We start from the raw sequence: 12,247 nt of genomic DNA, 5'->3' as shown, positions 1-12,247 counted from the left end.
CCTCCCCACCCACCCGGCCCCGGCGGTCTCGACGACCTCGGTGCGGCCGGCGGGCTCGGCGGCCCCGGCCGTTCCGGTGAACTCGGCGACGTCGCGGCGGGGACCGGGCCTGATCCGCGGTGTCGGTGCCCGTCTGGTGGCCGGAGTCGATCCCCGCACCCGGGTGGACCTCGGTCCGCTCACCGTGCGCGCCCTGACCCGCGACGCGGGCCTCTCCATCGAGAAGATCCGGGCCCGGACGGGATGGTCGCCGGCCGTGCGGCTGCCCGAGGGCATGAACCGCACCGAGTCCTGGCTCCGGGAACGGGGTCTGCTCGGGGTCCGGGAGCCGTCCCGTCGTGGGTGAGGGCCCTACACTCACCACCTCCCGACTACTCGCACTCCCGCTCACCATTTGGAACGCGGGATACGTCGCCGAGGAGCTCGCGCCCTCGCTGGCGTTCACGGTCATCCCCCCGCGATCAGGCACGCGTGGCGCCTCCGGTGACGGATCCGGCCCCTTCGGCGGAATCGTCGGGACCGATCCTGCCGCGGGGGCGCCCGATCCCGACGATCCGGTGGGGGCGCTGCGGCGCGAACTACGCCGTCGGGCGAGCGCCGGCCACATGGTCCTGACCTGGGTGCTGCGTCGCCAGCCGGGTCGCCATCCGGGTCGCCATCCAGGATCGGCGGCGGTGGGCCTGCTCGCGGCGGAGACCCACGGCCGGCGGGTGGTGGTCGGGGTGTCGATTGTGCTCGGCTGCCGGCGCAGCGGCTACGCCACCGAGGCGATCCGCGCGGTCGCGGGATGGTTCGAATACCGCGGCGCTCTGGTGGAGACGCGGATCCGGCGCGGGGACAGCGTGGGGAAGCGTCTCGCGCAGGCGACCTCGTTCGTGCCAACGAGTGTGTTGGTCGCCGATTGGTGGCGGATCTGGCTGCGTCCGCCGCCAAGTTGACCATTGAGGTTTGTCACGCAACGTTATCGGGCGTCGGGCTTCGCCTGGGCCTGACGTCGCGAGCCACCGCCGACCGTTCCGGTACCGTCCGGATTCGGCCATCATCCGGCCCGAACGGGCAAAACCCATGTCCAGCCGCCTTTCGCGGTGTGGTGGAAGGTCATTGTGACGCTACCGTTACCATGCTGTGTTGTCGGCTGGGTGACAGCTCCCGGCTCATTTTTTCGTCGTCACGAGGAGAGTGGTGAACACGCCGCGCAGACAGCCCCCTGTTCAGACTGTGATGCCCTGGGGCACCATGTAAGGCGATGTCGCGACCAATGGCCGACGGGCCGAAGCTGGGCGGGGCGTCCGTGGAGGTCCGTGGGAGGGCCGTCGCGTGCCCGGGGAGGGGAGCCCGAACGGTCCGGCGCCACCTGCGCCTGGGAGGTCAGCACCATGAGTGTGGATACCCCTCGGGGAACACCGGCCGGAGTCCGGCCGAGCGAGGTCACGTACGATCATTTGATCATTCCGCCGGACTGGCGTCGGCCGAAGGAGTCGGCGCCGGGGACGCTCAACGCTCTGTTCCCCTCCGAGGGAGGCCCCCGCGCCGAGCCTGCCGCGGTCGGCTCGACGTCGCCGATCAACCCGACAACGGGTCCGTTGACGGGTCCGTTGACGGGCCCGCTGCTGGTCGGCACCACGGCGCGTGCCTTCGCGAAACTCGACGACCTGATCCGTCTCGGTGCCGAGGACCGTGCCGTCGTCGCGGCTCGCCGCGACGAGGCGGAGCGGGCGCTGCGCGCGATCTTCCCGCCTCGTTGCGCGCTGCCGCTGGTCGGGGTCGCCACGATCGGCTCGGCGGGTCGGGACACCATGATCCGTCCGCTCGACGAGGTGGACATCTTCGCGGTCTTCTCGGCGGCCAACAGCGCCTGGAAGCGTTTCCGCTGGGACTCTCGCGACCTGCTGCTCTGCGTGCGCAACGCCATCGGCGGAGATCGAATCCAGACGATCGGTAGCCGCGGCCAGGCGCTGCGCATCGTCTACGACGCCTCTCCGGACGTCCATCTGGTGCCGGCCTTCGATCATCCGCGTGCCGGATACGTCATACCCGATCGGGTCGGTGGCTGGCTGCCGACCCGGCCGGAGCGGCACACGAGCTGGACGGCGGACCTCGGCCCCCGGGTGATCTCGGCGGTCCGCCTGCTCAAGGCGTGGAACCGGGTGCGCGGCAGCCACCTGCGCTCCTTCTACATCGAGGCGCTCGCCGGGCAGGTCCTCGCCGGTCGCGGGCTCAACACCCGGCAGGGGCTCGCCGAGGTCTTCCGGCACCTGGACGATGTCGGCCTCACCGTGGCCGACCCGGCCGACGTCGGCGGGGACCTGTCGTCGTACCTACGCGCCGAGGACATCGAGGCGTTGGCCGAGAGTGTCCGGCTCGCCCGGATCTACTCGGCGAAGGCGGTGGACGCGGAACAGGCCGGCGATCACGAGGAGGCCGTGAATCTGTGGGGTTCCCTCTTCGGGCCGGAGTTCCCCACGTTCGGCTGAGGGCGGGGGCTTCGTTTACCCGGCGCCCCGGCTCATCCAGCGGTCCGGTACGGCGTGGCGCCGACCGATCCGGGATCGTTCGGCCTGTGCGGCGGCGAGCGAGACCGCCTCGTCGGCGTCGCGCAGGCCGGCGCGCACCGTCACCGGGCCGCCGGTGGTATCGAGGTGCATGTCGGCCAGCCGTAGCAGTCTGGCCAGCGGATTCTGCACGATTCGGATGCTCTGCACCTTACCGTGGGGGATGAGATCGGTGTGCCGCCGGACGATTCCCCGGCGTACGACGAAGACCGTGTCGTCCGCTCCGCAGGACAGCCGCCGCCAGTGGAGCGGGGCGAGCCAGGCGGCCCGGCGTGGCGGCCGGATCATCGCCACCGCCGCGACGTCCACTCCGGGCAGTAGCCGGCCGATCAGGGCCAGCGCATCCGCCCGGCGAGCCACCGGTAGCAGCACGGAGGGCCCGCCGCCGGCCACGTTCATCCGGACCGTCACCCAGCCCGACCAGCGCCACAGCGCCGGTTCGCCGATGCTGATCGCCTGGACCCGTCCCGGCGGGACCGTGGCGTGGGTGCGGTTGAGCAGGCCGCTGTTGATGCGCAGCCCGTCGGGTGACTCGGAGACGGTGTAGGGGTAGCCGGCCGCGAACCGGCGAAACGTCGTGTGCCAGAGGCTGCCGAGCATCGGAACGGCGCCGAGGGCGCCGGTGAGGGTACCGGTCAGCAGGGCGGGCGTGGCGATCGCGGCCGCGCCGAACAACGCCACCCACGGCGCGGGGGACAGCGCGATCGCGGCCACCAACCGCCGTGGTGGCACCTCGGCGAGTGGGCGCTGCGGTGCCTCGCCCACGTCCGGCGTGAGTCCCGCGGCGGTGGCCAGCAGTTCGGCCCGCAGCCGCTGGGCGTGACCCACCGACAGGTACCGCAGGTCGGACCCGGAGTCGGTGTCCAGTTCGGAGCGTTCCCTACCGGCGAGATCGATCCGGAGGATGGCGAGCCCCGTGACCCGGGCGAGAAGTGGCTGAGCGATGTCCACCGACTGTAACCGATCCAGCCGGACATGGCGGGTCCGTCGGACCAAGAGCCCGGTATCGAGCCGAAGATTGTCGCGTTCGACCCGGTAGCGGGTGAATCGCCAGGCGCAGTATCCGTAGGTGCCGGCGGCGGGAATCAGGAAGATCAGGGTGAGACCGATGATGCGGGGCGTGACGTCGTCGGCGAGGTTTCTGCCGACCGTCGCCACGAACGCCGCGACGATTACCCAGCCGCGCAGGAACGGGGTGAGCGGATGCAGCCGGTGAAACCCGTCCTGGCCAGGGCGTGTCGCCCGAGCCGGCGCTTCGCCGGTGGTGGACCCCCGCTCGATCGTCACAGCCCGGCCGACCGGGCTTCACCGCGTTCGGTGAGCGCGTCACGTAGCCGCGCGGCCTCGTCCGGGGCCAAGCCGGGGATGGTGGCATCGCTGTCCGCGGCCGCGGTGTGCAGCTGCACCTTGGCGATGCCGAAGCGGCGCGCCAGTGGTCCGGCGGTGACGTCGACGAGCTGCATCCGGCCATACGGCACCACGATCAGGCGACGCGTCAGCACCCCGCGGCTGATCAGGAGATCGTCCTCCCGCTCGGCATAGCGCCAGGCCTGCCAGCGGAGACCGATCGAGCGCCAGAGCCAGCCCGTCACGAGGATCGGCGCCACCGTGATCAGTATCCAGGGCCAGCCGCCGAACGCCGCCGTTATCAGCAGGGTGAGCGCCACCACCGGGACGGCTCCTATGATCAGGAGCGCCCGTCGAAGCCGCCGTAGGCCCGGTGGCAGGACCCGCCACTGCGCGGGATCCGGCAGAAGAGCGTCGTGCATTCCGCAACGATAAGTCGCACATCCGCTACGTCCGGCCCGAATCGGTCGAGGAACCGGCGGCGTGCCGTCCCCACGATGGTCCTCGTCCGGTCTGCGGCGATTCGCCGGGAGGCCCGTCAGAGGGACTTGACGGTGGCGGCCTTGACCGTCAGACCCGAGCGGTCCGGCGCGGTGTTGACGAGCACCTCGTCGCCGTCCCGGATCTGCCCGCCGAGCAGTTCCTTGGCGAGCTGGTCGCCGATCGCCGTCTGGACCAGACGCCGCAGCGGACGGGCCCCGAACACCGGGTCGTAGCCGACGTCGGAGAGCCATCCCTTGGCGGCGTCGGTGACGTTGAGGGTGATCCTCCGGTCGAGCAGCCGGGCCCGCAGCCGATCGAGCTGGAGATCGACGATGCGGGTCAGCTCGTCCCGGCCCAGCTGGTCGAAGACGAGGACGTCGTCGAGGCGGTTGAGGAACTCCGGCTTGAAGGCGTCGCGCACGGCGACCATCACCGACTCGCGGCGCACCTGCGGGCTGAGCGTGGGGTCCGCGATGAACTGCGACCCGAGGTTCGAGGTCAGGATGAGGATCGTGTTGCGGAAGTCCACCGTGCGGCCCTGGCCGTCGGTGAGCCGCCCGTCGTCGAGAACCTGCAGCAGGACGTCAAAGACGTCCGGATGGGCCTTCTCGACCTCGTCCAACAGGATGACACTGTATGGCCGGCGGCGGATCGCCTCGGTGAGCTGACCGCCGGACTCGAACCCGACGTACCCGGGTGGGGCGCCGATCAGACGGGCCACCGAGTGCTTCTCGGCGTACTCGCTCATGTCGATGCGCACGATCGCCCGCTCGTCGTCGAAGAGGAAATCGGCGAGCGCCTTCGCGAGCTCGGTCTTCCCGACTCCGGTGGGCCCGAGGAAGAGAAAGGAGCCGGTCGGCCGGTCCGGGTCGGCGATCCCGGCCCTGGCCCGGCGGACCGCGTCGGAGACGGCCCGCACCGCGTCGTCCTGGCCGATGACCCGCGCGTGCAGCGCGGACTCCATACGCAGCAGCTTCGCCGTCTCGCCTTCGAGGAGGCGACCGGCCGGGATCCCGGTCCAGGCGGCGACGACCTCGGCGACGTCGTCCGGGCCGACCTCCTCGTTGAGCATCGCCCCACCGGGGGAGTCCGCGCCGGCCAGCGCGTCGGTTGCCGCCGACAGCCGCTTCTCCAACGTCGGGATGGTGCCGTACCGCAGCTCCCCGGCCTTGGCGAGGTCGAGGTCGCGCTCGGCGAGCTCCACGGCGCGCCGCGCATTCTCCAACTCCTCCTTGATCTTCTGAACCTCGGAGATCGAATCCTTCTCCCGGTGCCAGCGGGCCGTCAGGCTCGACAGCTCCTCACGCCGGTCGGCGAGCTCGCGCTGCAGGCGCCCCCGCCGCTCGCGGGAGGCCTCGTCGTTCTCCTTGGACAGCGCCATGTCCTCGATTTCCAGGCGGCGCACGGCGCGTTCGAGTTCGTCGATTGCCACCGGCCGGCTGTCGATCTCCATGCGAAGCCGGGACGCGGCCTCGTCGACCAGGTCGATCGCCTTGTCCGGCAGGAAGCGCGCGGTGACGTAGCGGTCGGACAGGGTGGCCGCGGCGACCAGCGCGGTGTCGGTGATGCGCACGCCGTGGTGCACCTCGTAGCGTTCCTTGAGCCCGCGCAGGATGCCGATGGTGTCCTCGACCGTCGGTTCGCCGACGAGGACCGGCTGGAAGCGACGCTCCAGCGCCGGGTCCTTCTCGATCCGGGTGCGGTACTCCTCCAGGGTGGTGACGCCGATCATGCGCAGCTCGCCGCGGGCGAGCATCGGCTTGAGCATGTTGCCGGCGTCTATCGCTCCTTCCGCCGCACCGGCGCCGACGACGGTGTGCAGCTCGTCGATGAAGGTGATGATCTGACCCTCGGCCTCGCGGATCTCGTTGAGGACGGAGGTCAGCCGCTCCTCGAACTCGCCGCGCAGCTTGGAGCCGGCAACCATCGAACCGAGGTCGAGCGAGACGATGCGCCGGCCGCGCAGCGACTCGGGCACGTCACCCGCGACGACCCGCAGCGCGAGCCCTTCGACGATGGCCGTCTTGCCGACCCCGGGCTCGCCGATGAGGACCGGGTTGTTCTTCGTCCGCCGCGACAGCACCTGGATGACGCGGCGAATCTCGGCGTCGCGGCCGATCACCGGGTCCAGCTTGCCCTGCTGCGCACGCTCGGTGAGGTCGATGGAGTACTTCTCCAACGCGCGGTAGGAGCCCTCCGGGTCCCGGCTGGTCACCCGCCGGGCGCCGCCGCGCACCTTCTCGAAGGCGCCGCGCAGCGCGTCGGGCGTGGCGCCGGCGGAGGTGAGGATCCGCCCGGCCTCGCCCCCCTCCTCGGCGAGCGCCACGACCAGATGCTCGACCGAAGTGTATTCGTCACCCAGCTGACCGGCCTGCCGCTCGGCGTTGTTCAGCACCGCGATGAGCTGGCGGGAAAGCTGCGGCGGGGACACGCTCAGGCCCGTCGCGCGGGGCAGCCGCGTCACCGCGGCCTCGGCTCGGGAGCGCACCGTGTCGACCGAGGTGCCCGCGGACGCCAGCAGCGCCGCGCCGACCCCGTCGGATGCTTCGAGCAGGGCGTTGAGCAGGTGGAGGGGGTCGACAAGGGGTGACCCGTCGGCGGTGGCTCGACTGATCGCTGCGGAGAGTGCCTCCTGCGACCGGGCGGTGAGGCGTTCAGCGTTCATGGCGGATCCCAGATGGTCGGATGGCGTGCACCGTCGCTTTTTCAACGCTCAGCATACCTGAGTCGTTCCCACTCAACCCTGTGGGCGCGCCGCGACAAACCTCCCGCATCCGTTCGCCGGCTCCGCCCCGGCCGGTCAGCGGCGGGGCAGCGGCCGCCAGATCACGAGCGCGCCGCGATCCACCGGGACGAGGTCGCGCCGGTGACTGGCATGCGCCTCGGCCACCGCGCGGTCCGCGTCGGCGCGGGACCGGGCGAGCTCCTCGGTGAGCTGACGCACCTGCGCCTGCAGTGCCATCACCTGGGCGCTCAACCGGAGGATCTGCTTGACCCCCTCCAGGTTGACGCCTTCCTCCTGGGACAGTCGCTGCACCTCGCGCAGCAACGCCACATCCCGGGCGGAGTAACGACGCCCCCGCCCGGCCGTGCGCCCAGGCGTGACCAGCCCGAGCCGGTCGTAGGACCGCAGGGTCTGGGGATGCATCCCGGCGAGCTGCGCGGCGATCGAGATGACGTAGACCGGTGCGTCCTCGTCGTGGGCCGGACCCGGCAGCGGGCCGGCGGGGTAGTAGCCCTCCGGTCGAACCTCGGTGTCCGGTCGAACCTCGGTGGGGGACGTCGCCGGCCCCCGCTGGAGCTGCCGTTCCCCTGTTCGCCCTGCCCCCATTGTTCGCCCTGCTCCCGTCGCTCGCCCGCGCCGGGCGGGCGGCGGGTCGGATGTGCGGTTCGGCCGCCCGGTCATCCGCCTGCCTCCATCCGTTCCATCAACGGCGCCCGTGGGTCCTCGGGATGGGCCTGGGCGAACTCCAGCAACGCCGTACGTGCCCGTGGCGAGAGATCACTCGGCTTCGGTACCGTCACCTCGAGGGTGACGATGAGGTCCCCGTTCCCGCCTCCGGCTGTGGGGACACCCCGCCCGCGGGCCCGCAGGCGTCGACCGCTGGAGGTCCCCGCCGGCACCTTCATCGTGAGCGGAGTACCGTCCAGGGTCGGCACCCGTATCGACGCGCCGAGCGCGGCCTCGGTGATCGTCACGGGGAGAGTAATCGCCAGGTTGTTCCCCTCCCGCTCGAACACCGGATGGCGCAGCACGTGCACCGTCACCTCGAGGTCGCCGGCCGGTCCGCCCCGTTCGCCGGGTATACCACGCCCCCGGACCCGCAGCCGCTGTCCGTCGCTCACCCCGGGTGGGATGCGGATGCGCTGCTCACGCTCACGCCGGCCGGTGCCCCGGCAGTCCGGGCAGGGATGGTCGATCAGGGTGCCCTTGCCCAGGCAGTCGCGGCAGGGCTCGGAGAGCGCGAAGCCACCCTGGGAGCGGGAGACCACACCTAGCCCACGGCAGGTCGGGCAGGTGCGCGGCGTCGTGCCGGGACGCGCCCCGCTGCCGGTACAGGTGGTACAGGTCGCGGCCCCGGGAAGCCGGACCGACGCCTCCAGACCGGTCAGCGACTTCTCGAAGGGGATCGTGACCTCGGCCTCGATGTCGGCACCCCGACGCGGACCGCGTCCGGGTGACGACCGCTGGAACAGGTTGTCGAAGACGCCGCCGAGGCCGCCGTTCGCCCCACCGAGAAGGTCGTCGAGGTTGAGGTTCGGCCCGCTGCCGTAGCCCGTGCCGGGCGCGCCGAACCCGCCGTAACCCCCGGCTCGGCCAGGCCCGCCGAAGCCGCCGCCGGGACGACCGCCGGCCGCGAACAGCGCGCGGGCCTCGTCGTACTCCCGTCGACGGCTCTCGTCCGAGAGAACGTCGTAGGCCTCGGAGACCTCCTTGAAGCGCGCCTCGGCCTTGGCGTCCCCCGGGTTCTTGTCGGGGTGCAGCTCACGGGCCAGCCCGCGGTACGCCTTCTTGATGTCGGTCGCCGAGGCGTCCTTTGGAACGCCGAGAGCGGCGTAATAGTCCTTCTCGACCATGTCGCGAACACTCACGGCGCCCCTCCTTCCCTCATGATGTCGTCCGCGCGAGGCGGTGGCCCGCCGGGTCCGTCAGACCCCGGCTCGCGGACGGCCGGACGGACCTGGCTCCCCTTTTCAGCCGGCGCTGACAGTGGGCCCGCCGTTGTCCGGGCCGGGCACACTGCCCGTGTCATCGGGGACCGATGTCGGCCGATCCGGCGGTCCGCCTGCCTGGCCCGGGCCGCTCCCCGGCACCTCGCCGGGCCCGGCGACGCCCTCCGCCCCGACCGGCTGATCGACGATCTCGTCCACCTCGCCCGACGGTTCCGCGACCGACACCTGCGCGGGCCGCAACACCTTGCCCGCGTGCAGGTAACCCGCCCGGAAGACGTCCACGCAGGTCGGCCCGCTCACGTCCGACCGGTAGGCGTGCATCAGGGCCTCGTGGACCGACGGGTCGAACTCGTCGCCCTTCGCCCCGTAGCGCTCCAGCCCGGTCGCCTCCAGGGCCGCCTCCAGGGCCTCCGCGATCGCCTTGAACGGGCCTTCCAGATCGCCGTGGTCACGAGCCCGGCCGATGTCGTCGAGGGTCGACAGCAGACTCGCCAGCAGCTTCGCCGTCGCCTGCTCGCCGATCTGCTGACGGTCTCGCTCGACCCGCCGACGGTAGTTGTCGAACTCGGCCTTCAGGCGCTGCAGGTCCGCGGTCCGCTCGGTGACCTGCTGGCGCAGCGACGCCACGAGCTCACCGTCACCCTCACCCACCGGGACTCCGGCGGGTGGAACCTCCGTGGCCGTCGGGCCGGGAGGCGCGGCCGCCTCCGGCCGGACCTCGCCGCTCTCCGGATCGATCCGGCGCCGGTCCCGCACCACCACCGGGGGCTCTTCGGCCTCGTCCCGGCCGTCGGGCCGAGACGAACCCCACCAGTCCGCGGCCTGGCCTGAGGTCACTTCTTGTCCTCCTCATCCACGATCTCCGCGTCGACCACGTCATCGTCGGCTGCTCCGGCGCCGCCAGAGGCACCCGCGCCCTCCTGGGCGGCCTGCGCGTACATGGCCTGGCCCATCGCCTGGCTCGCCGCGGCCAGCGCGTCGGCCGCCTCGCGGATCGCCGCCGTGTCGGTGCCGGCGACGGCGCCCCGCAGCGTGCCGAGCTTCTCCTTCACGTCGCTCTTCACCGCGGCGTCGATCTTTTCGCCGTTCTCGGCGAGGAACCGCTCGGTCGAGTAGACGAGCGTCTCGGCCTTGTTGCGGGTCTCGGCCTCCTCCCGGCGCCTGCGGTCCTCCTCGGCGTACTGCTCGGCGTCGCGGACCATGCGGTCGATGTCGTCCTTCGGCAGCGCCGAGCCGCCGGTGATGGTCATCGACTGCTCCTTGCCGGTGCCCAGGTCCTTCGCGGACACGTGCACGATGCCGTTCGCATCGATGTCGAAGGTGACCTCGATCTGGGGCATACCCCGCGGGGCGGGCGGCAGGCCGGTCAGCTCGAACATGCCGAGCTTCTTGTTGTAGGCGGCCATCTCGCGCTCGCCCTGGAAGACCTGGATCTGCACGGAGGGCTGGCTGTCCTCGGCGGTGGTGAAGATCTCCGAGCGCTTGGTGGGGATCGTGGTGTTGCGCTCGATGAGCTTGGTCATGATCCCCCCCTTCGTCTCGATGCCGAGTGAGAGCGGGGTGACGTCGAGGAGCAGGACGTCCTTGACTTCGCCCTTGAGCACGCCGGCCTGCAGCGAGGCGCCGACGGCGACGACCTCGTCCGGGTTGACGCCCTTGTTCGGTTCCTTGCCCCCGGTCAGCTCGCGGACCAGCTCGACGACGGCGGGCATCCGGGTGGAACCACCGACGAGGACGACGTGGTCAATGTCGCTGACCTTGATCCCCGCGTCCTTCACCGCCTGCTGGAAGGGGTGCCTGCAGCGGTCGATGAGGTCGGAGGTCATCCGCTGGAACTCGGCGCGCGACAGCGAGACGTCGAGGTGCAGGGGACCCTCGGCCGACGCGGTGATGTAGGGCAGGTTGATCGCGGTCTGGGTGGACTGCGAAAGCTCGATCTTCGCCTTCTCGGCGGCCTCCCGCAGCCGCTGCAGGGCCATCTTGTCCTTGCCGAGGTCGACCCCGTGCTGGCCGTTGAAGGTCTTGATCAGGTGGTCGGTGATGCGCTGATCCCAGTCGTCACCACCGAGGTGGGTGTCACCGGAGGTGGACTTCACCTCGACGACACCGTCGCCGATCTCCAGCAGGGAGACGTCGAAGGTGCCGCCACCGAGGTCGAAGACCAGGATGGTCTGCTCCTTCTCGCCCTTGTCCAACCCGTAGGCGAGGGCCGCAGCGGTCGGCTCGTTGACAATCCGCAGGACGTTGAGCCCGGCGATCGTGCCCGCCTCGGTGGTGGCCTGACGCTGGGCGTCGTCGAAGTACGCCGGGACGGTGATGACCGCGTCCGTAACCGTCTCACCGAGGTAGGACTCGGCGTCCCGCTTCAGCTTCTGCAGGATGAACGCGCTGATCTCCTGGGGCGTGAGATCCTTCGCGTCGACCTTCATCTTCCAGTCGGTGCCCATGTGGCGTTTGACCGACCGGATGGTGCGCTCGACGTTCGTCACCGCCTGACGCTTGGCGACCTCGCCGACCAGGACCTCGCCGTTCTTCGCGAAAGCCACGACCGACGGGGTCGTCCGGGAGCCCTCGGCGTTGGCGATCACCGTGGGTTCGCCGCCCTCGAGCACGCTCACGACGGAGTTCGTGGTGCCGAGGTCGATACCGACCGCTCGTGCCATGTCTGTGTGCCTTTCGATCATGTCGGTGGCGCCGATCAGACGGGCGCACCGACCTCGTGGGGATGGAACCTGTCGGTGAACCGAGGCTTGAGGATCACTCCGGGAAGTCTCGGTTCCGCCAACGTTAAGCCAGGTCGGTGTATTGAGTCGCTCTGACTCATGATGACGGCTCCCATCATAACCCGACAGAAGTGAGCCTGGCACGCTCAACTTTATGTACGGCCGGGAAATTCCCGCCAGCGTCGCCGGGCGGGACCGGAAGGGGAGCCTGCGGGAGGAGCCGGCAGGGCGTGGAATGGGAGGTGGAACGGGAGAGCGTCAGCTTCCGGCGGGTGGCTGCGGGGCCGAGCCACCCGCGGCACCGTCGCCGGGGGCCTGGCCGGCGTCGGGGTCCGTCGTCTCCCGGGGCGGTCGGACGGCGGCCAGGATGCGCCCGCGGCGGGCCCCCGGGCGCGGCCGTCCGCCCGCGCGTGATCCGAGCCGGGGAACCGGCCCCATGCCGGCAGCCGACGGACCGTCCGGCTCGCC

9 protein-coding genes and 2 pseudogenes are annotated in these 12,247 nt (G+C 71.1%); 3 read left to right on the top strand and 8 right to left on the bottom strand.

Annotation, left to right across the window (positions count from 1 at the left end; translation table 11 throughout):
• From AC08ON_RS05945 to AC08ON_RS05935, 3 genes and pseudogenes are all read left to right on the top strand, one after another.
• Positions 1 to 346 (top strand): annotated as a pseudogene (locus AC08ON_RS05945) (NAD-dependent epimerase/dehydratase family protein); the annotation flags it as partial.
• Entirely contained in the window at positions 339 to 938 is a 600-nt protein-coding gene (locus AC08ON_RS05940) for a GNAT family N-acetyltransferase (RefSeq protein ID WP_476606820.1), read from the top strand. The pseudogene AC08ON_RS05945 and the gene AC08ON_RS05940, both read left to right, overlap by 8 nt.
• A gap of 438 nt (positions 939 to 1,376) precedes the next feature.
• The gene (locus AC08ON_RS05935; RefSeq protein ID WP_476606821.1) at positions 1,377 to 2,474 is read left to right on the top strand and encodes an SMODS domain-containing nucleotidyltransferase; all 1,098 of its coding nucleotides are present in this window, start codon (positions 1,377 to 1,379) and stop codon (positions 2,472 to 2,474) included.
• 15 nt (positions 2,475 to 2,489) lie between these two features.
• Here the strand turns inward: AC08ON_RS05935 and AC08ON_RS05930 are convergent, their stop codons facing one another.
• The 8 genes and pseudogenes from AC08ON_RS05930 to AC08ON_RS05895 all read right to left on the bottom strand — a co-directional run.
• A complete protein-coding gene (locus tag AC08ON_RS05930; RefSeq protein WP_476606822.1) occupies positions 2,490 to 3,839 on the bottom strand; it encodes a PH domain-containing protein in 1,350 nt (449 codons plus the stop codon).
• Positions 3,836 to 4,321 (bottom strand): PH domain-containing protein, encoded by a 486-nt coding sequence (locus AC08ON_RS05925; protein ID WP_476606823.1) that lies wholly within the window; start codon positions 4,319 to 4,321, stop codon positions 3,836 to 3,838. The genes AC08ON_RS05930 and AC08ON_RS05925 overlap by 4 nt, the downstream gene beginning before the upstream one ends.
• A gap of 116 nt (positions 4,322 to 4,437) precedes the next feature.
• Complete coding sequence (gene clpB / locus AC08ON_RS05920; protein ID WP_476606824.1) at positions 4,438 to 7,047, bottom strand: ATP-dependent chaperone ClpB; 2,610 nt, start codon at positions 7,045 to 7,047, stop codon at positions 4,438 to 4,440.
• A gap of 135 nt (positions 7,048 to 7,182) precedes the next feature.
• A complete protein-coding gene (locus AC08ON_RS05915; protein WP_476606825.1) occupies positions 7,183 to 7,788 on the bottom strand; it encodes a heat shock protein transcriptional repressor HspR in 606 nt (201 codons plus the stop codon).
• The gene (gene dnaJ, locus AC08ON_RS05910; protein WP_476606826.1) at positions 7,785 to 8,975 is read right to left on the bottom strand and encodes a molecular chaperone DnaJ; all 1,191 of its coding nucleotides are present in this window, start codon (positions 8,973 to 8,975) and stop codon (positions 7,785 to 7,787) included. The genes AC08ON_RS05915 and dnaJ overlap by 4 nt, the downstream gene beginning before the upstream one ends.
• Positions 8,976 to 9,077: 102 nt before the next feature.
• Entirely contained in the window at positions 9,078 to 9,893 is an 816-nt protein-coding gene (gene grpE / locus AC08ON_RS05905) for a nucleotide exchange factor GrpE (protein WP_476606827.1), read from the bottom strand.
• A complete protein-coding gene (gene dnaK, locus AC08ON_RS05900) occupies positions 9,890 to 11,719 on the bottom strand; it encodes a molecular chaperone DnaK (RefSeq protein ID WP_476606828.1) in 1,830 nt (609 codons plus the stop codon). The genes grpE and dnaK overlap by 4 nt, the downstream gene beginning before the upstream one ends.
• Before the next feature lie 318 nt (positions 11,720 to 12,037).
• Positions 12,038 to 12,247, bottom strand: a pseudogene (locus tag AC08ON_RS05895) (nuclease-related domain-containing protein); the annotation flags it as partial.

This window comes from Frankia sp. CoWAU3 (assembly GCF_977971855.1).
Note: the sequence above shows the minus strand (reverse complement) of the source record. Positions and strands in the feature narration are given on the sequence as shown.

What these genes read in the sequence shown, in the direction of transcription:
- clpB (WP_476606824.1), bottom strand. Translation starts at nt 7,047, where the DNA reads ATGAACGCTGAACGCCTCACCGCCCGGTCGCAGGAGGCACTCTCCGCA.
- AC08ON_RS05925 (WP_476606823.1), bottom strand. Translation starts at nt 4,321, where the DNA reads ATGCACGACGCTCTTCTGCCGGATCCCGCGCAGTGGCGGGTCCTGCCA.
- AC08ON_RS05935 (WP_476606821.1), top strand. Translation starts at nt 1,377, where the DNA reads ATGAGTGTGGATACCCCTCGGGGAACACCGGCCGGAGTCCGGCCGAGC.
- AC08ON_RS05915 (WP_476606825.1), bottom strand. Translation starts at nt 7,788, where the DNA reads ATGACCGGGCGGCCGAACCGCACATCCGACCCGCCGCCCGCCCGGCGC.
- dnaK (WP_476606828.1), bottom strand. Translation starts at nt 11,719, where the DNA reads ATGGCACGAGCGGTCGGTATCGACCTCGGCACCACGAACTCCGTCGTG.